The sequence below is a fragment of the Salmonella sp. 5800 genome (genome assembly GCF_046558195.1).
GTDB lineage: Bacteria > Pseudomonadota > Gammaproteobacteria > Enterobacterales > Enterobacteriaceae > Salmonella > Salmonella enterica.
The window spans coordinates 62175-88059 of the sequence record NZ_JBGDOX010000006.1 but is presented as its reverse complement, the minus strand read 5'-3'; the positions used below and the strand labels follow the sequence as shown (position 1 = coordinate 88059).

General features: G+C 51.8%; 23 protein-coding genes. 7 read left to right on the top strand and 16 right to left on the bottom strand.

The genetic code is table 11. The features are described 5' to 3' along the window. Nucleotides 1-77: 77 nt before the first annotated feature. The 3 genes from ACLJZ5_RS12905 to ACLJZ5_RS12895 all read right to left on the bottom strand — a co-directional run bounded on the left by ACLJZ5_RS12905 (nt 78) and on the right by ACLJZ5_RS12895 (nt 1172). Nucleotides 78-257 carry a hypothetical protein gene (locus tag ACLJZ5_RS12905; RefSeq protein WP_000494943.1) on the bottom strand — a complete coding sequence of 60 codons (180 nt, stop codon included), beginning with the start codon at nt 255-257 and terminating at the stop codon, nt 78-80. Nucleotides 258-335: 78 nt separating this feature from the next. Further along, on the bottom strand, nt 336-863 hold the full coding sequence (locus ACLJZ5_RS12900) for a rhodanese family protein (protein WP_000022011.1): 528 nt from the start codon (nt 861-863) through the stop codon (nt 336-338). A gap of 9 nt (nt 864-872) precedes the next feature. Continuing rightward, entirely contained in the window at nt 873-1172 is a 300-nt protein-coding gene (locus ACLJZ5_RS12895; RefSeq protein WP_000137432.1) for an ArsR/SmtB family transcription factor, read from the bottom strand. Between the two features lie 182 nt (nt 1173-1354). Between ACLJZ5_RS12895 and ACLJZ5_RS12890 the strand changes: the two genes are divergently transcribed. Continuing rightward, entirely contained in the window at nt 1355-1513 is a 159-nt protein-coding gene (locus ACLJZ5_RS12890; RefSeq protein ID WP_000508175.1) for a YqaE/Pmp3 family membrane protein, read from the top strand. Between the two features lie 99 nt (nt 1514-1612). Beyond that, nucleotides 1613-2062 (top strand): peptidoglycan-binding protein LysM, encoded by a 450-nt coding sequence (gene lysM / locus ACLJZ5_RS12885; protein ID WP_000522406.1) that lies wholly within the window; start codon nt 1613-1615, stop codon nt 2060-2062. A 21-nt stretch (nt 2063-2083) separates the two neighbouring features. Here the strand turns inward: lysM and csiR are convergent, their stop codons facing one another. The 9 genes from csiR to ACLJZ5_RS12840 form a co-directional block, all read right to left on the bottom strand. Further along, the gene (gene csiR / locus ACLJZ5_RS12880; protein WP_000126152.1) at nt 2084-2761 is read right to left on the bottom strand and encodes a DNA-binding transcriptional regulator CsiR; all 678 of its coding nucleotides are present in this window, start codon (nt 2759-2761) and stop codon (nt 2084-2086) included. A 41-nt stretch (nt 2762-2802) separates the two neighbouring features. Continuing rightward, nucleotides 2803-4203, bottom strand: coding sequence for a GABA permease (gabP, locus tag ACLJZ5_RS12875; RefSeq protein ID WP_000531282.1), 1401 nt, complete (start codon nt 4201-4203; stop codon nt 2803-2805). Nucleotides 4204-4332: 129 nt separating this feature from the next. Next, nucleotides 4333-5616 carry a 4-aminobutyrate--2-oxoglutarate transaminase gene (gene gabT / locus ACLJZ5_RS12870; protein WP_024797808.1) on the bottom strand — a complete coding sequence of 428 codons (1284 nt, stop codon included), beginning with the start codon at nt 5614-5616 and terminating at the stop codon, nt 4333-4335. 14 nt (nt 5617-5630) lie between these two features. Continuing rightward, nucleotides 5631-7079 (bottom strand): NADP-dependent succinate-semialdehyde dehydrogenase, encoded by a 1449-nt coding sequence (gene gabD, locus ACLJZ5_RS12865; protein ID WP_024797807.1) that lies wholly within the window; start codon nt 7077-7079, stop codon nt 5631-5633. 21 nt (nt 7080-7100) lie between these two features. Continuing rightward, nucleotides 7101-8369, bottom strand: coding sequence for an L-2-hydroxyglutarate oxidase (gene lhgO, locus ACLJZ5_RS12860; protein ID WP_023255096.1), 1269 nt, complete (start codon nt 8367-8369; stop codon nt 7101-7103). Nucleotides 8370-8394: 25 nt separating this feature from the next. After that, on the bottom strand, nt 8395-9372 hold the full coding sequence (gene glaH, locus ACLJZ5_RS12855; RefSeq protein ID WP_000993100.1) for a glutarate dioxygenase GlaH: 978 nt from the start codon (nt 9370-9372) through the stop codon (nt 8395-8397). Between the two features lie 301 nt (nt 9373-9673). Then, nucleotides 9674-11188: a tripartite tricarboxylate transporter permease gene (locus tag ACLJZ5_RS12850; protein ID WP_000382034.1), complete on the bottom strand. Its 1515-nt coding sequence runs from the start codon at nt 11186-11188 to the stop codon at nt 9674-9676. A 10-nt stretch (nt 11189-11198) separates the two neighbouring features. After that, nucleotides 11199-11633 (bottom strand): tripartite tricarboxylate transporter TctB family protein, encoded by a 435-nt coding sequence (locus ACLJZ5_RS12845; RefSeq protein WP_001574835.1) that lies wholly within the window; start codon nt 11631-11633, stop codon nt 11199-11201. A gap of 11 nt (nt 11634-11644) precedes the next feature. Next, on the bottom strand, nt 11645-12622 hold the full coding sequence (locus ACLJZ5_RS12840; protein WP_024797806.1) for a Bug family tripartite tricarboxylate transporter substrate binding protein: 978 nt from the start codon (nt 12620-12622) through the stop codon (nt 11645-11647). A 154-nt stretch (nt 12623-12776) separates the two neighbouring features. Between ACLJZ5_RS12840 and tctD the strand changes: the two genes are divergently transcribed. The 3 genes from tctD (at nt 12777) to ACLJZ5_RS12825 (ending at nt 15999) form a co-directional block, all read left to right on the top strand. Beyond that, on the top strand, nt 12777-13451 hold the full coding sequence (tctD, locus tag ACLJZ5_RS12835) for a transcriptional regulator TctD (protein WP_001237934.1): 675 nt from the start codon (nt 12777-12779) through the stop codon (nt 13449-13451). Beyond that, entirely contained in the window at nt 13438-14853 is a 1416-nt protein-coding gene (locus ACLJZ5_RS12830; RefSeq protein WP_024797805.1) for a sensor histidine kinase, read from the top strand. The genes tctD and ACLJZ5_RS12830 overlap by 14 nt, the downstream gene beginning before the upstream one ends. 132 nt (nt 14854-14985) lie before the next feature. Continuing rightward, the gene (locus ACLJZ5_RS12825) at nt 14986-15999 is read left to right on the top strand and encodes a HoxN/HupN/NixA family nickel/cobalt transporter (RefSeq protein ID WP_024797804.1); all 1014 of its coding nucleotides are present in this window, start codon (nt 14986-14988) and stop codon (nt 15997-15999) included. Between the two features lie 721 nt (nt 16000-16720). Here ACLJZ5_RS12825 and ACLJZ5_RS12820 read toward each other — a convergent pair. Next, on the bottom strand, nt 16721-17617 hold the full coding sequence (locus ACLJZ5_RS12820; protein WP_024797803.1) for an antimicrobial resistance protein Mig-14: 897 nt from the start codon (nt 17615-17617) through the stop codon (nt 16721-16723). A 293-nt stretch (nt 17618-17910) separates the two neighbouring features. Then, complete coding sequence (locus tag ACLJZ5_RS12815; RefSeq protein ID WP_023206563.1) at nt 17911-18840, bottom strand: VirK family antimicrobial peptide resistance protein; 930 nt, start codon at nt 18838-18840, stop codon at nt 17911-17913. A 516-nt stretch (nt 18841-19356) separates the two neighbouring features. On the opposite strand from ACLJZ5_RS12815, the gene pipB2 reads away from it, so the two are divergent. Together pipB2 and ACLJZ5_RS12805 are read left to right on the top strand one after the other, a co-directional pair. Beyond that, nucleotides 19357-20349 carry a type III secretion system effector PipB2 gene (gene pipB2 / locus ACLJZ5_RS12810; protein WP_023136559.1) on the top strand — a complete coding sequence of 331 codons (993 nt, stop codon included), beginning with the start codon at nt 19357-19359 and terminating at the stop codon, nt 20347-20349. 1042 nt (nt 20350-21391) lie between these two features. Next, nucleotides 21392-23566, top strand: coding sequence for a TonB-dependent siderophore receptor (locus ACLJZ5_RS12805; RefSeq protein WP_001747679.1), 2175 nt, complete (start codon nt 21392-21394; stop codon nt 23564-23566). 41 nt (nt 23567-23607) lie between these two features. Here the strand turns inward: ACLJZ5_RS12805 and ACLJZ5_RS12800 are convergent, their stop codons facing one another. Further along, complete coding sequence (locus ACLJZ5_RS12800) at nt 23608-24543, bottom strand: alpha/beta hydrolase (RefSeq protein WP_024798670.1); 936 nt, start codon at nt 24541-24543, stop codon at nt 23608-23610. 31 nt (nt 24544-24574) lie between these two features. Next, nucleotides 24575-25819: an esterase family protein gene (locus ACLJZ5_RS12795; RefSeq protein ID WP_024797800.1), complete on the bottom strand. Its 1245-nt coding sequence runs from the start codon at nt 25817-25819 to the stop codon at nt 24575-24577. Nucleotides 25820-25885: the final 66 nt, after the last annotated feature.

Genomic DNA, 25885 nt, shown 5'->3' with positions numbered 1-25885 from the left:
TTTAACAGATGGCGCTGCGTTTCCTGTCTCTATTAACCGGGACTCAGGGAACGTTGCGCCATGCTCATTCTGATAAATCAGCACACGCCAAAATCGCCCTCTTCGCAATAGGGGGTGACATCTGCCGCTTTGAGGATCAATTTTTCGCCCTGCTCATTACCGACCTGTACCGCGACAATATGATCCTCGTTGACTTCAATCACTTTCAGTTTCGGCCCACCCATTCGGGGCTGTACGATATCGCCTGGTGTGAACATCACGCTCTCCTGTTGAACAATGGTATAAACCCGCCTTCAGTCTACTACACACCTACCGACGCGCGGTGAAGGTACCGCTTAATGAGTACGGGTATTCCAGGGCATTTTTTCCAGTAGTCGCGCCATTCCGCAGAAGCCGGTCATGCCTGCCAGCATTAACCCGGCCCCGACAAAACCGCTAATGAGGAAAAAGCCGCCGTGGACCGTATAGCCCAGAATCACCCCAAGCAACGTCAACCCGCCGGCGGCGATTTGCACCTGACGCATCAGTGGCAACGGTTGCGATTTGTCTTCTGTGACGGGCAATCCTGCCGCTTTCCATCCGTCGATACCGCCTTCCAGTAGACTGACCTGAGCTGGGGCGGCAATGGCCTGTAGTTTTGCTGCATTGCTGCTGGTTCGTTTACCTGACTGACAGTGAAAAATAATCTGTTCCGCTCGCAGGTTGGCGGGCAAATCGCCCTGTTCAAGCCGGGAGAGAGGCGCCAGTTGCGCATGTGGAATATGCTCGCGCAGATATTCATCGGCGTCGCGTACATCAATCAGTTTCGCGCCTTGCGCTATCAGCGCTTGCGCCTCACGGGGGGAAACTATCCCAATGGACATCGTGCCTCCTTATGGACAATAGAGATTCTTTAACGTGGCGATAATCGTATTAACCGCCTCATTTTTAATGAAATAGTGAATGCGCTGGGCATCGCGTTGACTATCAATCAGTCCTTCTTCCCGCATCCGCGCCAGATGTTGCGACGTCGCGGAGGGGCTTAGCCCGGTAATGCGCGCCAGTTCGCCTGCGCTGGTTTTTGGCGAACCGCAAAGCATACATAAAATCAGTAATCTTTTTGGGTGGCTCATCGCTTTGAGCAGGGCCGCCGCCTGTTCTGCGCTGGCCTGAAGTTGTTCAAGCTCTGTCATAGTTATTTAAGCATTTTCTAAATTTAGTTAATTCTAAAATAAACGTCAACCTAATGCCAGCGTAAAGAGCGTAAAGGAGGGTAAAAGCGCGGCGCGCGACTGGCAGGCTCAGGTAAACTGACTATGCTTAGAGATAAAATCTCTTTTTAAACAATGACTAATTTTGCTTGTATGGAGTGTATATGGGTTTCTGGAGAATTGTATTTACGATTATTTTGCCTCCGCTCGGCGTACTTTTAGGAAAAGGGTTCGGTTGGGCATTTATCCTTAATATCCTGCTGACATTACTCGGATATATTCCGGGGCTTATCCACGCATTTTGGGTTCAGATGCGTCATTAATTACCGGCCACCGGCGGCGCATAAGCGCCGCTTATCAGGATAACCTCATTCCCTCTGCTACACTTTTCTTTGTGTATATTTTTGACAAGCGAGGTGAATATGGGACTTTTCAATTTTGTAAAAGATGCAGGTGAAAAACTCTGGGACGCGGTAACCGCTAATCATGATAAGGACGATCAGGCGAAAAAAGTCCAGGAACATTTAAATAAAACGGGAATACCCGACGCTGACAAAGTGAATGTGCAAATTGCTGATGGAAAAGCGACAGTGACGGGGGATGGGCTGAGTCAGGAGGCAAAAGAAAAAATTCTGGTTGCCGTGGGGAATATCGCCGGGATTAGCAGCGTTGACGATCAGGTTAAAACCACGACGCCGGCGGCTGAAAGTCAGTTTTATACCGTAAAATCAGGCGACACCCTGAGCGCTATTTCAAAGCAAGTGTATGGTAACGCCAATCTGTATAATAAAATCTTCGAGGCAAATAAACCGATGCTGAAAAGCCCGGAAAAAATATATCCGGGACAAGTGTTGCGTATTCCTGAAGAATAATGGCTATCAAGCCGCGCCTGGCTACATTTTTCCTGCCATCGCCTGGCGAATAATGGGAATCGGCGTCAGCAAATGCTGACGCATTAATTCGCTGGCGCGTGCCGCCTCGCGCGCCAGTATCGCTTCGGTTAGCGTGTGATGCTGGATATGTTTATCTTCCAGCATCTCGACGGACAGAACGGTTTCACGTAACCAAATAAAGCGGTAGCGGGCCGCCAGGTCAAATAAGCGTTCGCGCATCTGTAGCAGATAGTGGGAGCCGCACCCGGCGACAATGGCGGAATGAAAGGCCTGGTGGCGCTGATCCCATTCATCGAGCATATGTTCACTGGCATCGCTGGCTTCCAGTTTGCTGAGCATATGCGCTCGCGCCAGGATCTCCGCCTCCCACGCATCATCGCCGCGTTCAATCGCCAGGCGTACCAGCATCGCTTCCATATTGGCGCGCGCGTCAAAAATATCGAGGAGTTCCGCCTCTGACATGGACGCCACGCGATAGCCTTTTTGATTCACCACGGTGACCAGCCGTTCCGCCACCAGTTGTGACAGCGCCTCGCGCAGCGGCCCTACGCCGAGCGCATAGCGGGCGGTTAATAAACTCATCCGCAGTTTCTCATCCGGCTGATAAGTGCCGCGAATAATGTCATTTTTAAGCCAGCGATAGCCATCTATGGCCGTCGGTTGGGAAAGGGCGGTCATCTTTTACTCCTGAGAAGCTTCCCGGCTGACGCCGGGAATAACTAACGTAGGTTTTGCAGGGGGGCTTTTTGCCACCTTATCAGTTTTTTCCAGCGAGACATAATGGGGACAGTACCTATTATGCCCAGCCCTAACAGCCCCGTCGAAATGACTTCTAGTTGCTGTGCTGGTCGAAACAGCATCACCACCAGGACAAAGCAGATAAAGCCGATAACCAGCCAGGTGAGCCACGGATAAAGCCACATTTTCAGCTTAATTTCTCCGCCCTGCGCCAGCAGAATTTTACGCATCCGCAATTGCGAAATCGCAATCACCAGATAGACCAGCAGCGCGATGGCGCCAGAACTGTCGATAAGAAATTTAAACACTTTTGCCGGGGCGTAATAATTGACGATAACGGTTAAAAAGGCCGCGCCGGTAGAGAGGAGAACCGCTACCCAGGGCGTTTTGCTACGGTTAGTTTTTCCCATTATCGCAGGCGCATCGCCGCGGCGGCTAAGGGAATAGAGCATCCGGGACGCGGTATATAATGCGGAGTTCAGACAACTGGTCACCGACAACAAAATCACGCAATCCATAATGAATTTTGCGTGCGGAATATGAAGCAGCTCCAGTACCGAACGGTACGAACCTACGCTTTTCAGACCCGGCATATTCCACGGGATCAGCGCCACCACCACAAAAATGGAACACAGGTAAAAGATGGAAATTCGCCAGATAACAGAATTGGTGGCGCGTACGATATGTTTATCCGGCGTATCGGATTCCGCGGCAGCAATAGTGACGATTTCCGCGCCCATAAAAGAGAACATGGTGATCAACATGGCGCTTAACACCGCGCCGAAGCCGTTAGGCATAAAACCGCCGTGATCCCAGAGCCGGGAGATACCGCTTACCTCGGCATACGGATAAAAACCGCTAATCGCCGTCGCGCCCAGCGCGATAAACGCCAGAATGGCAATTACTTTACATAGCGCCAGCCAGAATTCGAACTCGCCGTAATTTTTGACGCTCAATAAATTGCTTCCGGTTAAGGCAAGCGTAATCACTAATGAAAATAGCCACACCGGAATACCCGGTATCCATGAATTCAGAATAATGGCGGCAATATTGGCCTCCAGCGGAATAACCAGCACCCAAAACCACCAGTATAACCAGCCGATGGTATACCCGGCCCAGGGGCCGATCGCTTTATCCGCATAGGTGGAAAAAGATCCGGTATCTGGCGTGGCGACGGCCATTTCAGCCAGCATTCGCATAATCATGACGACTAAAAGTCCTGCGAACAGATAGGCCAGCAGTACCGCAGGGCCGGCCTCCGCAATCGCCACGCTGGAACCGACAAACAGGCTGGCGCCGATGACGCCGGCGATCGATAACATGGTGACGTGGCGTGATTTCAGCCCGCCCCCTAATGCATGTGATTCTGACAATTGCCCCATCCTAAAACCTCTTTATTGTTATTGCGCTCGTTTACCGGATGGCGCCTGGCTTATTCGGCCTACAATCGAAACGGTTTTTGTAGGCCGGATAAGACAGTTACGTCGCCACCCGACGCTGCTTATTGGACATTACGCTTGTTTCGCCTCATCAAAGCACTGGGCGATAATCTCCAGGCCTTGCCGAATCTGCGAGGCCTCAATAGTGAGTGGAACGAGGATGCGCAAGATGTTGTAGTAAGGACCGCAGGAGAGCAGAATTAACCCTTTCTCGCGGGCGCGGGCCACAATGTCGGCGGTCAGAGTCGCGTTCGGTTTGCCGGGGTCGCCATTTTCGAACAACTCAATGGCGATCATGGCGCCCAGTCCGCGCACGTCGCCAATCTCACGGTGCGTTTCCGCTATCTCCATCAGGCCATCGCGCAGCGTTTTGCCAAGCGTATTCGCCTTTTGCAGTAGATTTTCCTGCTCGAAAATGTCCAGTACCGCCAGCGCGGCGGCGCAGGCAATCGGGTTTCCGGCATAGGTGCCGCCCAGCCCGCCCGGCGCGATAGCGTCCATCACGTCTGCCCGGCCGGTAACGCCTGCCAGCGGAAAGCCGCCGGCGATCGATTTCGCAAACGTGGTTATATCTGCCGCAACGCCCATCTGTTCCATGGCGAACAGCGTACCGGTCCGGCCCGCGCCGCTTTGCACTTCGTCGGCAATCAACATAATGCCGTGTTGGTCGCATAGCGCGCGCAGTCGCTGCATAAACGCGGGAGAGGCAGCGTAAAATCCGCCTTCGCCCTGTACCGGCTCAATAATAATGGCGGCGATATCTTCCGGCGCGGCATCATTTTTAAAGATGCGTTCAATGCTTGCGATCGCGTCGTCGTCGCTGATGTTGTGTAGCGGGCAAGGATAAAGCGCGCGGTAGACATGGCCTGGCATCAATCCCATACCAGCAGAGTACGGGTGTACTTTCCCGGTCAGAGAGAGCGTGTAGTGGGTACGACCGTGGTAAGCGCCGCTAAACGCGATAGCGCCGCTGCGTTTTGTCGCCGCGCGGGCGATTTTCACGGCGTTTTCAACCGCTTCTGAACCGGTCGTGACCAGCAACGTTTTTTTGGCGAAATCGCCCGGTACCTTCTGGTTCATGCGTTCGCACAACGCCAGATACGGTTCATAGGCCAGCACCTGAAAACAGGTATGGGACAATTTCTTCAACTGCGCTTCGACCGCTGAAACAATGCCCGGATGTAAATGACCGGTGTTCAGGACGGCAATGCCGCCCGCGAAATCGAGATACTCACTGCCTTCGACATCCCAGACCCGACAATTTTCCGCCCGCTCGGCGAAAATCGGGTGAATCTGGCCCACGCCGCGAGGAACGGCGTTATGACGGCGCTGCATTAAAGCGTTATTGGTATTCATTAGCGACTCTCCTGTTAAAGGCCGATGCACATATATTTGATTTCTAAATAATCTTCGATGCCGTATTTGGAACCTTCACGGCCTAATCCGGAGGCCTTAATACCGCCGAAAGGCGCGACTTCGTTGGAGATAATGCCGGTATTAATACCGACGATGCCGTATTCCAGCGCTTCGCCGACGCGGAAAACGCGGCTTAAATCGCGTGCATAAAAATAGGCTGCCAGGCCGAACTCGGTATCGTTAGCCTGCCTGATGACATCCGCCTCGTCGCTGAAGCGGAACAGAGGCGCGAGCGGCCCGAATGTCTCTTCTTTGGCGACTTTCGCGTTATCAGGGACATCCGCCAGAATGGTCGGTTGAAAGAAGTTGCCGCCCAATTTGTGCGCTTCACCGCCCGTAATGACGCGGGCGCCTTTTTCCAGCGCGTCGGCGATATGCTCCTGGACTTTCGCCACGGCTTTTTCATCAATCAGCGGCCCGATAGCAACGTCGGCTTGCAGACCGTCGCCGACCGCGAGCTTATTTACCGCCTGGTTGAGTTTTTCCGCAAAACGATCGTAAACGCCGTCCTGTACATACAATCTATTGGCGCAGACACAGGTCTGCCCGGCGTTGCGAAACTTCGAAGCCAGCGCGCCCTCGACGGCTTTATCCAGATCGGCATCGTCAAAGACGATAAACGGCGCATTACCGCCCAACTCCAGTGATACTTTTTTAATGTCTTTGGCGCATTGTTCCATTAGCTGGCGGCCAATCTCCGTCGAGCCGGTAAACGACAGTTTGCGTACCAGCGGGTTGCTGGTCAGCTCGCCGCCAATATCGCTTGCCGAACCGGTAACGACGTTAAATACGCCTGCGGGAATTCCGGCGCGCTGGGCCAGTTCCGCCAGCGCCAGCGCGGAAAACGGCGTCTGGCTGGCGGGTTTGAGTACCATTGTGCAGCCTGCGGCCAGCGCGGGGCCGGCTTTACGGGTGATCATTGCCGAGGGAAAGTTCCACGGGGTAATCGCGGCGGTGACGCCGATGGGCTGTTTAATCACCAGCAGCCGTTTATCGGCCTGATGACCTGGAATCGTGTCGCCATAGATACGCTTCCCCTCTTCGGCGAACCATTCAATAAACGAGGCGGCGTAGCTAATTTCGCCTTTCGCTTCCGCCAGCGGTTTACCCTGTTCCAGCGTCATCAGACGCGCCAAATCGTCCTGATGTTCCATCATCAGATTGAACCAGCGACGCAGGATATTGGCTCGCTCTTTGGCGGTGAGCGCGCGCCAGGCGGGCAGGGCGCGATTGGCGGCGTTGATGGCGTCGCGCGTCTCTTCCGCCCCCATTTTGGGCACATTGCCGAGCGGTTTCCCGTTGGCGGGGTTGCTCACGGGGATGACATCGCCGCCGCGCGCGTCGCGCCAGTCGCCATCGATAAAGGCCTGCTGGCGGAACAGGGTAGAGTCGTTAAGTTGCATAATTGCTTCCTGTCTGAAGGGTTAACGGGTAAATGCGGCGTGTAATGCGTCCACGCTGCGTGCCGCACGCAGCGCACGTCCGGGGTTGCTCTGGCTTGCGCGTAGCGCCTGAACTTTGCTGACGATATGCGCGCCGATAGGTATCGCGGATGTCGCCGCCGGGGAGGGGGCGTTACAGGTGTGAATGGAACGCGGCGTCGTGACAAACAGAAAATCATCAATCAGTTTGCCGTCCGGTGAAACCGCCTGCGCCCGCACGCCTGCCGGCCAGGGCTGGAGATCGTTGACGGTCAGGCTGGGGCAATACTTTTGTACTCGCCGCAAATAGCCGCTTTTGCACAGCGAGTTTTTCATCTCGCCTAGTCCGGAAAGCAGATGGTTTTGCAGTACGCGGCGAATGCCGGCGGAGCGGAAAATCTCCAGGGTGTCGGTGAAGGAAACGTCGCGCTTACGGTAGCCTTCGCGTTTAAGCGCCAGCACCGCATTCGGCCCGACCGTAACGCTGCCATCGATCATGCGGGTAAGATGGACGCCGAGAAACGGCATTGCCGGATCGGGGATCGGGTAGATCAAATGGTTAACGATCCGGTTGTGTCGCGGGGCCAGACGAAAGTACTCGCCGCGGAAAGGGCAGATAATAAAACCGGGCTCCACGCCCAGCATTTTGACCAGCCGATCCGCCATCAGTCCTGCACAGCCGATAAGCGTAGCGGTTTCTATTTCCCGACCTTGCGAGGTGCGAATAACAATGCCAGCGGCATGTTCTGTCAGCGCGCTGACCTCGGCATGGTAGATGATCTCGCCGCCTTTGGCCTGAAAGCGGTTCGCCATGGCCGTCGCGACATCGCGATAGCTGACAATCCCGCTGGAAGGGACAAAAATCCCGCCCAGGCCAATGATATTGGGTTCGCGTTCACGCAGCTCCGCCGCGCTTAACCACTCGCGCTCTAAGCCGTTGGCCGCCGTCCGCTCCCATAGCGCGCGCATCCGCGCCATTTCCAGCTCCGAGGTGGCGACCAACATTTTGCCGCAGGTGTCGTAGCGGATGTTGTTTTGATCGCAAAAGGTTTTGGTCGCCTGATTGCCCGCCAGACAAAACCGCGCTTTGAGGCTGCCGGGCGTGTAGTACACCCCGGCATGGATCACGCCGCTGTTATGCCCGGTCTGGTGGCAGGCTGGCGCGGACTCTTTTTCCAGCAACGCGATGCGCGCATCCGGGTAGACATCAATAAGTTGCATGGCGGTCGACATGCCGATAATGCCGCCGCCGATAATCACAAAATCATACATCCGCGTAATTCCTTCGCCGTGGCGCTTATTGGTGAGTTTGATAATGGCTGGCGGCGTAGGCGAAGTAACCTCGCTGGCGCATCAGCTCGCGACGCAAGTCAGGATGCGGCGTAAAACGATCGCGTCCATGTAGCCAGAACAGATTGTTAATCAGCAGGAATTTGCCGACCGGTACCGGCACGGAGAGGATGTTTTGACTGGTTTCCAGCGCGTCTGAAAGCTCGCTGAGCCAGACGCCTTCTTCAAAGTCTTTTGGCTGGACGAACTGGTCGATATAACGCATGACCGGGCGGCCTTGTTGGTCGACATCAAACACCGGGTGCCAGACGTCATGGCTAACATTCTTGCTTGGCGGCGCCGCCCAGCGCATGACGCGACGCGCCAGCGGATGGGTAAAAAACGACTCCAGATGTTCCCAGTCATCAAGGTGCAGCAGCAGCGAATTACCGCCTTCCATATTCTGTTCGTCGATTTTCATCATCAGCACGTAGTCGGTCACCTCCTCAACATAGGTACCGTCATTGTGCAGTTCCATTACGCGGTGGGGCTGGCGCAGGTAACTGTCGGAGTTGTCGACGTTTTTGACCACGAAACGCGCGTAATACTGGCCGCTCATCGCATCGTAGTTGGAGCGACCAATAAGATGCGCCACCGCCGTCGCCAGTTTGACCATCTCTTCTGCCTGTGCGACATCATCGATCCCTTCGGCGCTGATCAACAGCGCGCCTTGTGCACGGTTGAGGAGCGTTTTGATCAACAGTGGTTGTAGCTGATTGCCGCACAGATCGTCGAGGATCTTGCCGATTTTGAAACGTAAGAAAGATTTGTATTCCAGCGCCTGCACCGGCCACTGCGCAACCTGATGGAGAAATTGTCTTGTGGTATCCGCCGTAAACGTTAACGCCAGCAGGCGCGGCGACTGCGCCGAAGGGGCAAGGGTGAAACCAGTATGGCGTTGGGCTAAATCATCTGTGTTCGCTTTTACGGCAGTCAGTGCATTCATCAGAATCATTCCTCTCGGTAGATGGTCAGGGAGACATGGCGATGCTCATTTCGTAGCCATAAATTAAAAATATCGACATTTTTCAGGAACGCGTATGAAATAACCGCTTTTGTTTAATTATTGTGATCAAAAACAACAAATATTTAACAATGCGAAAGGTGAGGTTAACGGCGCCACGAGCCTGACAACGGCAAGAAGGGGGGAAAATGAGCGAGTTATGGGGAGAGTGATGCTGGCGGGGTTGCCCGGCCTGGCACATGAGCGCGTAGGCCGGACAAGTACAACGTATTTCAGCAGTCAATTAACCGGCGTCAACCTGCGGTTTACGGCTGTGTTTACGGATCAGACGTAACACTGGCGGTACGACAATGACCATGATCGCCATGATCAGCAGGGCTTTGGCAACGCCGCTTTGCCACAAAATCGCCATATTGCCGTTACTGATGGAGAGTGCGCGACGCAGGTTCTGCTCCAGCATTTCCCCTAGTACGAATCCCAGGATCAGCGGCGACATGGGGAAGTGCATTTTACGTAAAATGTACCCTAACACGCCGAGCGCGACCATCAGCACCAGATCGAAGGTGGTGCTGTGTACCGCATACACCCCTACCGCCGATACGGCAGCGATGGCGGGTACCAGGAACCACAGCGGAATGGTGAGCATACGGGTGAACAGACCGATCAACGGGATATTCATGATCAGCAGCATCACGTTCGCAATCAGCAGCGCAGCGATGAGTCCCCAGACGATATCCGGCTGTTCGGTGAACATCGCCGGGCCTGGCGTGATGTTGTACAGCGTCAGCGCCCCCATCATCACTGCCGTAGTGCCGGAACCGGGAACGCCCAGCGTCAGCATCGGGATGAAGGAGCCGCAGGCAGAGGCGTTGTTTGCCGCCTCCGGCGCCGCGACGCCGCGAATATCCCCTTTGCCGAAGCTATCGCTGTTGCCGCTGAGTTTTTTCTCGGTCATATAGGTAATGGCGCTGGCGATGGTCGCCCCGGCGCCGGGCAATACGCCGACAAAAAAGCCGATTACCGAAGAACGCAGGGTGGTGCCGATACACTGCGCGCCTTCTTTCAGGTTGAACAACATTCGACCCGTTTTGCGGACCATTGTTTGCCCGCTGCTGGTATGTTCCAGCATTAAAAGTATTTCTGATACCGAGAACAGGCCGATCACCACGACGATAAACTGTACGCCGTCGGAAAGATGAACGCTGTCAAAGGTAAAGCGATAAACCCCGGTGTTGGCGTCCACGCCGACGGTCGCAAGGCCAAGACCGATCAGCGCTGCCAGAAATGATTTAAGCGGGTTTTGCGCCATCATGCTGCCAAGACAGGCGATGGCAAAAACCATTAAGGCGAAATATTCCGCCGGACCAAAGGCCAGCGACCATTGCGCCAGTAAAGGGGCGAACAGAATGATGCCGCCGATAGCGATTAATGAACCGAAAAATGAGCTGACTGCGGAAATCGACAGCGCTACGCCGCCTTTCCCTTGCTGCGCCATTGGGTAACCGTCCAGCGCCGTCATGATCGCCGCCGCATCGCCGGGGACGTTGAGCAATATGGAGGAGATCCTGCCGCCATACTCACAGCCAATGTACACCGTCGCCAGCAGAATTAGCGCCGACTCCGCAGGCAGATGCAACGCAAAGGCCAGCGGCAGTAAGATTGCCACGCCGTTGATCGGTCCTAGGCCCGGCAGCAGACCGACGATCGTGCCCACGAAGCAGCCAATCAACGCGATAACCAGGTTTTCCGGCGTCATCGCCACCGCAAAGCCCTGAGAAAGATATATCCAGGTATCCATCGTTGCTCCGTTAACTCAGCCAGGCGCCGAGAGGTAAGGTGACATCAAGCAGCCGGTCAAAGGCATACCACAGCAGAATACCCAATACCGCGCCGGAGATACCCGCCGCCGGAATCGTGGCGCCGAACAGCATCCCGATAACCATGGTGAGAAGCGCGGTGGCGATGGGAAAACCCAGCCATTCGAATCCCCAGGCATACATCAACAGGATGATGATCATGGTAATTAGCTTTTGCAGAACATGGCGGCGCGGCCAGCTAACCGTGTCGGGATGGCGCAATAACAGCGCCAGCGCGCAGAGCGCCATCAGGCCGATAATCCCCAGCGGAAAAGGGCGGGGGCCGACGGGTTCATAGCTGTATTCGCTTTGGATCTGCCAGGCGATGAATAGCCCGGCGATACAGAGCAACAGCCAGATACCCGCAAAGATACGATCGCTCATCATTGCCTCCGCGATTATTTCGCGAGTCCGAAGGCTTTCGCCTGTTCACGGTAATCAGTAACCTGTTTTTTCACGTAGTCATCGAGCTGCTGGCCGGTCATGTCGAACTCAAACAGGCCGCGCAGATCGCGCTGCTTTTTAAACTCGTCGGTTTGCTGGAGCTTCTTGAAGGTATCCACCCACCACTGGTAATCGGCATCGCTGACTTTGGGCCCGACGTAGAAGCCGCGAATAATCGGCCACACCAGGTCGTAGCCCTGTTCTTTAGCGGTAGGGATATTGGCAAGCTGGCCCGGCAGACGATTTTCTGAAAAGACGGCAAGTACGCGGATTTTGTCGCCGCCCAGATAAGGCACCATTTCACTGAGATCGCCGGAGACAACCTGAACATGGTTGCCCATTAATGCCGTCACCGGCTCGCCGCCGCCCTCAAAGGCAACGTAGCGCATCTTGTGCGGGTCGACGTTCGCCTTTTGCGCCAGCAACGCCGACTTCATCCAGTCCTGGCTACCAATAGAGGCGCCAGCGCCAATGACCACGCTGTTGGGATCTTTTTCCATCGCTGTCATCAGATCTTTCAGCGTTTTCCACGGGGAATCCGTACGCACGGCGATCATGCCGTAATCAGTGCCCACGCTTGCCAGCCAGCGCACATCATCCACGCCGTAGCGACCAAATTTCCCCTGCGACAGGTTGAGCAGCGAACCGCCGGAAAAGGCGACCACAGTCCCGGGTTCGCCAGGGCGTTGGGCGACTATCGCGTTATAGGCCACAGCGCCGACGCCGCCAGGCATATACGTTACCCGCATGGGTTTCTCGATAGCGCCAGTCTCCAGCAAACTCACCTGAATCAGCTTACAGGTGAGGTCGAAACCGCCGCCAGGTTTGGCTGGCGCGATACATTCCGTTCGCGACGGCGCCTCCTGCGCCAGAACAGAGGTACTCATTAATAAAATGCTTGCAGTAAGGGTACGAAGTAATTGTTTTTTCATTTTTTATCCTCACGCCGGACGTCCGGATTTTTCAGGTTCGGAAGAAGATTTTTGTGATTATGTGAGCCGACATGTAGCAGTTCGGTTGCGTGATTGTTAAAACAATAACCTTTCAATTCCCTTTCAATGCGGCAGAAACTTTACAGGATGTGATATGCGTCTCTTATTGGCGGAAGATAACCGTGAGCTGGCTCACTGGCTGGAGAAAGCGCTGGTGCAAAACGGCTTTGCCGTGGACTGCGTATTTGACGGCCTGGCGGCTGACCATCTTCTGCACAGTGAAATGTACGCGCTGGCGGTGCTGGATATCAATATGCCGGGAATGGATGGACTGGAGGTGGTGCAACGGCTGCGTAAACGCGGTCAGACCTTGCCCGTTTTGCTGCTCACGGCGCGAAGCGCGGTGGCGGATCGTGTAAAAGGTCTCAACGTCGGCGCCGATGACTATCTGCCGAAACCCTTTGAACTGGAAGAGCTGGATGCTCGTTTACGGGCCTTGCTGCGACGCAGCGCTGGGCAGGTTCATGAAGTTCAGCAACTGGGTGAATTGATCTTTCATGATGAAGGGTATTTTCTGTTACAGGGACAGCCGTTAGCGCTGACGCCGCGTGAGCAGGCGCTCTTAACCGTATTGATGTACCGACGAACGCGGCCGGTTTCGCGTCAGCAGCTTTTTGAACAGGTGTTCAGCCTGAACGATGAGGTAAGCCCTGAAAGCATCGAACTTTATATTCATCGACTGCGTAAAAAACTCCAGGGAAGCGATGTACGAATTACGACGCTGCGCGGCCTGGGTTATGTGCTGGAGCGCGGCGATGAAGTGGGTTAAGCCGCAATCGTTGTACCTGCAACTCTTACTGTTCCTGGGGTTGCCGCTGATTCTGCTATGGGGGCTATCGGCGTTTAACAGCTATGTCAATGCGCTACAGGCCGCTACTCAGGCTTATGATCGCACGTTGCTCTCCTCGGCGCGAACGGTATCGGAACGGCTGGTGGTGCGCAATAACCATCTGGAAGTTAACGTGCCCTGGGTGGTGCTGGATAGCTTCGAGCTTAATATGAATGATCGACTCTATTACAAAGTCGTCGACCCTTCCGGAAAGGTCATTTCCGGTTATGACGATCTGCCCGCCATGCCGCCCGCTACGCCCCGTACCCGGCTTTATCCGGCGCTGGCGTGGTTCTATCATACCGAGTATCGCGGCGAGGCGATCCGCGTGGCGCGTTTGCTACAGCCGGTCAACGAAGGCGGCATTATCGGCATGGCGGAGATTTATGTCGCAGAGACGCTGCAGTCCCGTCGTTATCTGGCGGGCCAACTGCTGTTCTCTTCCTGGATCTCACAGGGGCTGCTGGTGTTGCTGACCCTGGTGCTGGTTGGCTGGTTATTACGCCGGATCCTGCGCCCTATGCGTCAACTTTCGTCATTAATGGTACGCCGCGAACCGGGTCTGCTAACGCCGCTGCCGGAACTGCTGCCGTGGTCGGAAACACGCTTGTTAATCGTGGCGTTTAATCGCTACATTGACAGGCTCCGCGGCATCCTTTCCCGGCAGGAACGCTTTAGCGCCGATGCTTCTCACCAGTTAAAAACGCCGCTGGCGGTGTTAAAAACGCAGGCGGCGGTGGCGTTAGCCAGCCGGCACCCTCATCACTGGTACGAAAGTCTGCAGGCGATGAGCGTAACGCTGGATAGCACCATTCAGCTCACGGAAAGATTGTTGCAACTTTCTGCGGTAAAGCATAAAGAGCAGGGCGAGCGGCGTTTTTCCCCGGTGAATCTGTACGATATCGTACAGAGCGGCTGTTTTACCCGCCTGGCGCAGGCGCGGAGTAAACATATCGACCTGGGCTACGAAGGCGAACAGGAAGCGATGTGGATCGAGGGGGATGAGGTACTGCTTAGCGAGCTGTGCGGAAACTTGCTGGATAATGCGCTGAAATACACGCCTGAGCAAGGCATCGTCACCGCGCGGCTTGAACGGGATGGCGATGCCGTGACGCTGGTTGTCGAAGATAGCGGCCCCGGCATTGATGATGAACACATCCATCTGGCGCTACAGCCGTTCCACCGGCTCGATAACGTAGGAAATGTGGCCGGGGCGGGCATTGGTCTGGCTTTGGTCAATGATATCGCACGCCTGCACCGTACTCATCCCCATTTTTCCCGTAGTGAAGCGTTGGGAGGGTTATACGTTCGGATACGCTTTTTAAGCCTTGTTCCGCAGTAATGCGCACAAATGTGTCAGCGGTAAAGCACGTTTACAAAAAGTCGCATCTTGAGGTGTGACGTTTTAATCAAATGATCATACATTCCCCCTACAAACCGTAGCGTTAATTAAAAATATAGTGGGTGCAGGGGCATGAATAATCATACTAAACGACGGGGAATAGCATTAACCGTCTTTCTTGTTGGGGTTAACATCCTGGCCTGGATTTGGGCGTTCTGTGTTTTTCATCACCATGCCGTCATGCTAAGCGCAGCCATACTGGCGTATAGCTTTGGGCTGCGTCATGCGGTTGATGCCGATCATATTGCGGCCATTGATACCGTCACCCGTAAACTGATGCAGCAGGGTAAAACGCCTTTAGGCGTGGGGGCGTTTTTTTCATTGGGTCATTCGACCATTGTCGTTCTGGCATGTCTGGCGATTGTTGTGACGTCGATGGCATTTCGCGATCGTATTGATGTTTTGCATCAATATGGTTCATTGATCGGTACGGCTGTTTCCGCTTTTTTTCTGCTGGCGATGGCCCTGCTTAACCTGTTTATTTTGTTCAACGTCTGGCGGCAATTTCGCTCGGTTACCCGCGGCGAGTCAGTGAGGGCGCATGACGAGGCGATACCTAGCGGGCTGATGACGCGTATATTTCAGCGTACGTTTCGTTTGGTCACTTCCAGTTGGCATATGTATTTTGTCGGTTTTCTGTTTGGTCTGGGATTTGATACCGCAACCGAGGTTGGATTGCTGGGCATTTCCGCTTCAGCAGCCAACCAGGGGCTATCTCTCTGGTCGATGATGATTTTTCCTGTGCTGTTTACCGCCGGGATGGCGCTGGTGGATTCCCTGGATAACTTTGTCATGGTCGGCGCTTACGGTTGGGCTTTCTCGCATCCATTACGTAAGCTTTATTATAATATGACCATTACCGCCGCATCCGTCATTGTCGCGCTGGCGATTGGCGGGCTTGAGGCGCTGGGGTTGATTGATGATGCGTTACAGTTAAGCGGAACATTTTGGCAGACCGTAAGCACGCTTAACGATCATATGGGGAATGTGGGCTTCTGGGTAGTGGGCGCTTTCGTGCTATTCTGGCTGCTCTCGTTGTTGAATTATCGCTGGCGCGGCTATGATAAAATCACCCTCAATACCTGATTGATTTCTGTAAAAATAGCATTTCGGCAGTGGTGTCATATCATTGCCGAAGCATTTTATCTCCTGAGAGTATATTCTTCCTGGTAAGTGCGTTATTTTTCATGCTTGCCTTTCGTTATCAATTTAAGCAATCCGATATAACATACAATACCAAAAATAATAATAACAGTTGTATACCCAAGAATCAGCCAGTCTGCATGTGTCATAATATAATCCAGTTATCAGGTATCCCGTGTTAAGGCGATCTTTAAGCCTGTTGTCAGCAAGAACCACTGTACCCGTTCAGTGCTGTTGGCAATAACGTATTGTTTATGCACAAGAGCGTTGTTACAAATAACGTATACATTGAGCATAGACCTCACCCACATTTTTGTAATGCCATAAAGCAAGGCTACACCTTTAATCTACTGACGGTATGCCAGGCCAGAAGAGATAAAAGGGTAGTTGTCATCATCATCTGTTCCTGACGCCAGGTTAATGACACATACATATGAAAATGTATAACCGCTGCACGCTTTTTAGCACGTTATCTGTAACATACCGTGTTAATCAATTCCGTAAAACCGAGTGTAGTGTAAGTGAATTTCGAGTAATTGTCATTATGATTATATGGTGGTTAACTTATTTTTCAAATTATGATTAAACTTTCGTTTTTTATCAGTTCATCAGGACTTATGAAAAATCTGGACGTAAAAAACATATTTACGTCCAGGCTTTCTTTTTAGCAAATCGATTTTCCGGTAAAATAGGGGGTCGACCACATGCGCTTATATTCCCATTCAGGCCTTAGTATGCCGATGGAAAAAAGTAATTTTTTTTGTCTTTCCTGGCAGTAATGTCTGGCGCGGTTAATATTTAGCCACATTAGTATGCTGCCGGGACTGAGTGGCCTGAACTCATTTTTAATTGCACCATTAGATACGTCAAAGTAGACGTTCATCTGGCTTTCAGATTTCAGTACGATATCAAATGCACAGGGTATCCCTTCAATATAAAGAATATGCCCAAACAGAAGGTGATGCAGTTGACTAAAAAAGTTGGTAAGGTTATCAGCGGGATAGCAGGATGAAGTATTGCCGAAACGAGACCGAAATAACTCGATAAAAATATGAGTCAGTTCATCAGAAGAACAATCAGCAACGCTTTTTACACTTCCGCCTTTTTTAAGAAACCGCTGATATTCATTACGGCGTGTTTTTTCAAACTTAGAAGAGAACGTTTCTTTGACCAGACAATTTTGTTTCTTTCTGGCGAGTTTCCATATGGCATTGCGTATTTGTGGCTGATGCAACGCCGAAAGTCGGTTAGTACGATCGGGCAAGAAGCAGCGTAAATCTGGCGCCATCGGAATAAGTATCTCATCTGAAGATAGCGGGAAGGTTCTGCGCGTCAGGATGCCAATATTCTGATCATTACAGATAAAGTAGGCGCCTTTAATCTTATCATCTTCTTTATAGTGGAAGAATTTAAAATGCCAGTTATAGCGCTTCATGAAATAATCCACAATATCTGGGTGCATATTGATACTACCGCCGTATTGCGTAAACACCTCCCGGTATAGGGAAAAGGAAGACGGTTGCCAGCGGGTTAATATACGCTTAACTTCTTGTATTTTCACCAAAACTCCTGACTTAGCTTACTGAAAATTCTATTTTGTATTATTTTTTCGCTCAACCAAATAAAAAAGTGAAAAATGTTTAGCTTGTATTTAATGGTTAACATGCTAATCGATGACGTTATGGTGAAGGGAATAAGATTAAGATGTTGATCATAGCATGAGTGAAAGCGACGGTTTAATGCCGCGCTTTTCACTCGCAAGCCATTCTGTATTTAACCATCCAGTAGCGATACAGATTTCAAAGAGATCCGCTGAACGGTAGCAGGATCTGCGCATCCGCGTATGAAATAGTTCTACCGGGAGAGGCTGTTAACCTCTTGTATTATTGTATCCAGAATATGATAGCGTTTCCGATACTCTGCGCGTTTTTTGCTGGGGATACTTTCAGGCGCTTTACGCATCACCTGTGATGGCAGATGATATAAGGCACCTTTCTTAACGCCGTTTAGCGACTCCCAGAATTCACTATAGCTGGCCACAAAAGTTTTTTTCTTCTGGAATAAGTACCGGAGTTGACGATAAACATGGTTGTTTTCACTTACCGCATAAATCTCGTCGACATTACAGGCCAGCATCAATGTCGCAAATGCTTCATACAGCATCCGTTTAGGAAAGAGACCGTAACAATCTTTGGTGGCGTTACGTATGACTTGTGGGCCGACATGTTTACTGGGCCCTTGTAACCCGGCAACCAGCGCTATTTGCTTCCCTTCATGGCGTATAAAGGAAAATGATAAACGTGCCAACGGCGTATCATTGAAGCACAGCGTTAATGTCAGTTCACCTTCTCTGTCATAGCCGCAGGGACCGCAGTAGATATCTACCAGAGCACCGTTTTTTCCTTCCAGGTGAGCGAGTAAGATTTGTTCCTCGGACAGAAGGATCTTTTTAATTTTACTTTCCGGAAAGGACTGAACGAACTGGTAGTGTTCCAGAATAGCCCTTGCCCGGCAACGTATGCTAAGTCCGGTATACAAATAGGGCCGCTGGATTTTTGCCGGCAATAGGGGACGATGAATGATCAGCGTTCTGGGCTGAGACAGATGGCATAATTCATTGAAGTATTTAATTGTCGTTACGGGGTTAATAAGGCAACGTAATACAAATTTATAGCGAAACTTACGCTCTCCCCAGCGTTTATGGCGATAAGGCGTCTGCGCCATGACTTCTTTTAACATTAATAATGGATTATATCTTTCCATATCACTTTGCTGCATCGTCATACTACGTCCCTACTACTCGATAGACTTATAACCGAGACGGTAGCCTGATTGAGTTAAACGTAAAGGCAACGAAGAAGGCCTGTACAGACGACGTTGTTAAACAGTTTATCAATGGCAGCAATAAAACGCCTGAACACGCTTTTTAATAGATTTTCTGCTAATGAGTGGGATGAGTCCTGAACGTAGTATTAAAACGAATGCCGTGTTTATTATTTTAAATAATGTTTATACTCTAAATAATTCGAGTTGCAGGAAGGCGGCAAGCGAGCGAATCCCCAGGAGCTTACTAAAGTAAGTGACTGGGGTGAGGGAACGCAGCCGCAGCACATGCAACTTGAAGTATGACGAGTATAAGCCAATATATTTATTTGGCTGGTATTGTGTAAGTCAGACAGCAAAGCGTCGTGATGCGTGATTATGTAACCAGACGCAAAGGGGGTATTCACCTTATCTCTAAATGCAAATCTATATGATAAATTTTATCATGTACTATGTTGCTCTCTGGGAGAAAATATTATGCAGCGTTCACTCGGTAGTCTGGCCGGTATGGCTACATCTGCTTTTGGCGCGGGGACTTATGCTGCTATGCGGCAAGCCACCTCTCCCAAAACTATTCTGGAACATATCATTAACTTTTTTACCTGTGGTGGGGTACGTCGGAGAAATGAAACACAGTATAAGGAATTGATAGAGGTTATGGCTGATACATTGAATAGTTCAATGCCTGGCAGAGGTGCTCCGTTGCCAGAAAACATTATACTGGAGGATATGGGCGGGTGTCGTGTCGAATTTAATCTTCCTGGTGAGAATAACGAAGCTGGACAAGTTATTGTACGAGTCAGTAAAGGCGACAATTCTGAGACAAGAGAAATTCCGCTTGTCTCTTTTGAAAGAATATGTCGAGCTTTACTATTCAGAACCGAGTTTTCTCTCCCTCAGGATTCTGTAATATTAACTGCCCAGGGAGGCATGAATCTTAAAGGCGCTGTCCTTCCCGGAGCAAATCTGACGGCAGAAAATTTATGTGACGCAGACTTAAGCGGCGCAAATCTATCGGGAGCATTATTAGGCAACAGTAACTTAACGAACGCCTGTCTGGAAGATACTATTATGTGTGGCGCTATCCTCGATCACGCTAATCTTACTGGCGCCAATTTACAACACGCGAGTCTGTTAGGCTGTAGCATGGTAGAATGTAATTGTTCCGGTGCGAATATGAATCACGCTAATGTTTCAGGCGCAAACCTTATACTTGCCGATATGAGCGGTGCGACATTAAAGGGTGCTACTATAATGGCTACTGATATGGAAGGCGCTGTCTTAACCCGGGCAAACCTGCAAAAGGCGAGTTTCATTTCTACTAACCTGGGCGAGGTTGATTTGTCCGAGGCTAATTTAAAAAATACCAGTTTTAAAGATTGTACACTAACCGGTTCATGTACCGAAGACGCCACAATGTCTACGAGTACACAAGCACTTTTTAACGAATTTTATAGTGAAGATATTTAGTCCTTTTTGACGTAAATCGAAAATAAAAGCAATGTAAGAATAACAATCTGCTACTGAATAGTAGCTGAGAGTTAATTATTTACAGTATCTTTTATTATTACAGGAGTATGCGACGGTAAAAATATCTGAATAACCATTTCTATTTTCTCAAGTAGAACTTCCAACTAAAGCGAATTGTTTGAAAAGGAAAACGTTATGCCTGGATGTATAAGTGCCTGTTCGTGCGTTGCCAGCCCGACGCCTCCCGAGCCTAAGGGCCCCCCCGCGCCTAAATGGATAGAGTTAAAAGGTTATTGTGTTACATGTACTCATGAGTCTGATATTCGCCCGCCTTCTGAAAGGGAAGACAAACGACAGAGAAAAGTGCAGGCGATTGAACTTTATTGGTTGCGGCGTCTCCTGGACGACTTGGGAATACAAGAAGGTACTTCTCAAGACACGGCAGTAAAACCCACTAACTGTGGGTTGTCATATTTTCCAGTAGCTTCTGGAGAACGAGAAACCGATGTTTGATGGTTTTCTGTCTGCAAAGCGCCTGATAATTATTACCAGGCGCTTTGTATTTTGGCGCCAACATCACTTTCATTGTCATATATCGAATGACTACAATCGTATCCGATCCCGCCATTACCCTGACGGAAAGTCTCTGGCAAACTGTAAGAACGGTTCGCCGTCTGCAGGGAAGCGGCGGTGAACCCTGAACCGCGCTATACCATCTTACCTGGTTGTTTCTTGTAATTAACGCATTGAAAAATAGTTTTATTTCTCTATTCCTGTTTTGTAAAACTTCCGTTCAGTAGGCGCATTCTGCCACCCTTCCCGGATTTACTGGCAAAGTGGAGCCCGGACAGAGAGTCATATTGCAAAATCCCATTTCCGTTTTTTATTACCAGATTTTTGCGGTCGAAAGATTGCCTTTTTCTTAATTGAATGATAATTATTATCATTAGCATATGATAATAATTACTATATAGACGTAACCTGGCAAGGATGTGAGCTTGAGGGCAACAGCGCTACTTTAGACATTATTTAGGGAATGGGTATGAGAGTTAAGAAGTTCATCTGGTTAATAACCGTGGTTTCTACAGGGGTTAATAGTCCATTATCAGCAGCAGAATCTACTGACGACAACGGCGAAACGATGGTGGTTGAATCCACCGCCGAGCAAGTATTAAAGCAACAGCCGGGCGTTTCGATTATTACTCGTGACGATATTCAAAAGAATCCTCCCGTTAACGATCTTGCCGATATTATTCGTAAGATGCCTGGGGTTAATCTTACCGGCAATAGCGCCTCGGGGACGCGCGGAAATAACCGACAAATTGATATTCGTGGTATGGGGCCGGAAAATACTTTAGTGCTGATTGACGGCGTGCCGGTGACGTCGCGAAATTCGGTTCGCTATAGCTGGCGCGGAGAACGCGACACCCGTGGCGATACAAACTGGGTACCGCCGGAGATGGTAGAACGTATTGAAGTGATCCGTGGGCCCGCCGCCGCTCGCTATGGCTCCGGTGCCGCAGGCGGGGTGGTGAATATCATCACCAAACGCCCCACTAACGACTGGCATGGTTCGCTGTCGCTCTATACCAACCAGCCGGAAAGCAGCAAAGAGGGTGACACCCGGCGGGGTAACTTTAGCCTTAGCGGCCCGTTGGCTGGTGATACGTTGACGATGCGCCTGTACGGTAATCTCAACAGAACCGATGCCGACAGCTGGGATATTAACTCCTCCGCCGGTACCAAAAATGCCGCCGGACGGGAGGGGGTCACCAATAAAGATATTAATAGCGTCTTCTCATGGAAAATGACCCCGCAGCAAATCCTTGATTTTGAAGCGGGATACAGTCGGCAGGGGAATATCTATGCCGGCGATACGCAAAACAGTACTTCAAACGCAGTTACCAAAAGTCTGGCGCAGTCCGGGCGGGAGACCAATCGCCTGTACCGGCAGAATTACGGTCTAACTCATAACGGCATCTGGGACTGGGGGCAAAGCCGCCTGGGGTTCTACTATGAAAAAACCGATAACACCCGCATGAATGAGGGGCTCTCCGGCGGCGGCGAGGGGCGTATTACCAACGACCAGACGTTCACCACTAACCGCCTGACCTCGTATCGCACCAGCGGCGAGGTGAATGTTCCGGTGATATGGCTATTTGAGCAAACGCTCACCGTCGGCGCGGAGTGGAACCGCGATGAGCTGAACGATCCTTCCTCTACCAGTCTGACGGTTAAGGATAGCAATATCGCCGGGATTTCCGGTTCGGCGGCTAACCGTAGCAGCAAAAATAAATCGGAAATCAGTGCGCTGTACGTTGAAGATAATATCGAACCCATGGCCGGTACCAATATTATTCCGGGTCTGCGTTTTGACTATTTGAGCGAATCCGGGAGTAATTTTAGTCCCAGTCTTAACCTTTCCCAGGAGTTAGGTGAATACGTCAAGGTGAAAGCCGGTATTGCCCGGGCCTTTAAGGCACCGAACTTGTATCAAACCAGTGAGGGGTATTTACTCTATTCGAAAGGCAACGGTTGTCCAAAAGATATTACGTCGGGCGGCTGTTACCTGGTCGGTAATAAGAACCTCGATCCTGAAATTAGCATCAATAAAGAGATCGGGCTGGAATTTACCGTAGACGATTACCACGCAAGCGTCACGTATTTCCGTAACGATTATCAGAATAAGATTGTCGCAGGTGATAAGATTATTGGCAGAAGCGCATCTGGCGCTTATGTATTGCAGTGGCAGAACGGCGGTAAGGCGCTGATTGAAGGTATTGAAGCCAGCATGGCTGTTCCGCTGATGCCGGACCGTCTGAACTGGAATACCAATGCGACTTATATGATTGCTTCTGAGCAAAAAGATACCGGCAATCCCTTATCGATAATCCCGAAATATACGGTGAATACCTTCCTCGACTGGACTATCACCAGCGCGCTCTCCGCTAACGTCAACTGGACGTTATACGGCAAGCAAAAACCGCGAACACATGCGGAGTCGCGTAGTGAAGAGACCAAAGGATTGTCCGGGAAAGCGCTGGGGGCTTACTCACTGGTCGGTGCTAACGTTAACTACGATATCAATAAGAACCTGCGTCTTAATGTCGGTATCAGCAATATCTTCGATAAACAGATCTATCGCTCCGCCGAAGGGGCAAATACCTATAACGAACCGGGTCGGGCTTATTATGCCGGTGTGACGGCCTCGTTTTGATAGGTTATGCCCGCCGCTGGCGGGCATATTCTGGCGACGGGTTAATGGCAGCGTGGTTTTTGGCTTGCCGGTTCGCGACTGATATCCAGCAATGCATTGCGAAAAGAGGCGTTAAACATGGGCCCGTGGCCCAGGCCCGGGTAATGCTGCAGGGCCGCGTTAACGCCGTTGTTCTCAAGCGTTCTCACGGTCTCCTGAACTTTTTGCAGGAGCTCGGCCATCTGGCGTTGCCTGCTATCTCCATTCGACGCTGAACCTTCCATTATAATGAGTTTTTTATGGCAGAACGGCGACGGCTTCACTGTCGTAAGGCGATTCAACAGGGCAAAATTATCCCTGCTGAGTGACGGGCTGGCGCTGTAATAGATATGAAAGAAGGATGACGACAGCCAGGAGTCCAAAACGAACAGGCCGCCATAAGAATGTCCCCATACCCCGCGCCGTTCGGGGTTGATGGTTATTCCTTGTTCCACCTGCGGCGCGATATGTCTCTCCAGTAGCTGGCGGAACGCTGGCCCGCCGCCGGTTTTACGATGAAAACGCGGGTTATTTTCACTGCCTTCGCGATCGATTCCCGGCGCCGGCGTATAGTCATAAGCTCTGCCGTTAAGATCAAACGGCAGGTTAGTCTGATAGCCAATCGCCACAATCACCGGCGGCGAGCGGTCTGCCAGTTGTTTGAGCAGCGCCTCCGGCAGCCTGTCCATCACTGCATTGCCGTCCAGCATATATAAAACAGGATAACCCGACGGCGGGGCGGCTTTATTGGGAATAGCGGTCCATACCCGGTAATGTCTTGCGCCATCGGCAGATTGAAAGTCATTGACCCTAAAATGGTAATATCCCGAACCTTTATCAGCAATATTCGGCCCTAATGGCTGCATATCCGGCTGCGCATAACTCAGCGCGCTAAAACAAAAACTCACTAAAAATAGCGCCATGCGATAGCACTTGTTGTGGTACTGGCGACCATACATCGGATGTGATTCCTTTTTGGCAGGTGAAGTTTTATCGGGGCAGTAGACGTAATCCGTCAATCAGCGCGCCGCGCCACCAGGCATAATCGTGACCGCCGGTGTACACGCTGCAATGGCTTTCAACGCCGGCGGCGCGCAATTTTTCATGCAACTGTTTGACCTGCGGGACCGTCGAACCTTCCAGCGATCCCACGCACAGATGCGTACGTACGGCTGGCGAGGGCGCGGATAACACATGTTCACTGACCCATGAGCGCTCTTCTGCGCTGAAATGGGGCGGGCGATTGCGGTTGTCCGGCGTCCACCACATAGAGGGGGAGTGGCTCAGCACCAGGCCGAAGCTCTCTGGCGCGTGGCGGGCCGCCATCAGCGCGGTCACGCCGCCGAGGCTTTGTCCTGCCAGCACCGTTTGTGTACGGTCCGCCCACTGTCGTTCCGGGTATTTGGCGCGAAGGGTTGGCAGCAGGCGTTCGGCAATGTCGAGCACCAGCTCGCGGCGACCGCCGAGGATTGCGACGCGTTCACCCGCGTTGATGTTATCAATGCCGAGTACGGCCACCGGCGCGATGCGTCCGCTGCGGATGGCGGCGTCAATGGCGGCGCTTACCCCAAGATGGTCGAACCAGATCTCGCCATCCGTGAGTACCAGTAAGCCCAGCGGTTGTACGACAGGAACGTCAGGAAGATACAGCCGCACACGGCGACGTTGTCCGGCAAGCCGATGTTCTGAGGTGAAAAGCTGCCCGGCGTAAGCGCGACAGCCTGACCACTCCTCCTGTGCCGGGGCATGATCCAACGCCAGAACAGACTCCTGCGTATTACCCCGAACATTTATTCCCGGCGTGCTGTTCAGCGGGTCCGCCCTCCCGACAAGGGAGGCGAAACGGCTTCCAAGCTGCAACACCGTCTCGTCCGGGGTTTTCGGTGGTATTTCGACCATCGTATAGGAACCGCAGTAGGACGTCGGTAAGCGAAGCGTCAGATGCCAGATATCCGTTGTGGGCAGTTGCGTCATCATACCTTTCGCCACGTTATCTTTATCGGTGACACGGTTCAGGCGAACATAAACCCCCCGCAGAGGAGAGGCGGCACGCCACAGGAAGGTGACTTCCCGTTCATCGTCTGCGCCGTTAATGGCTGTCACCAGCGGCAGCGCGAGCGAGTTTGCTTCTCGCCAGAAGTGAGAAGCGTCAACCTGTCTTCCGGCGGCGAGTTGGCGGCGAAGGCGCGTAGCGGTCTGTATAGCGACAGGAGCGACGGGCGGGCTCAGTCTCATTCTTTGTATTCCATCTCGTTTATATTTCGGTCAGTATCAATAGCTAAAGCGGCTGTTACAGGAACA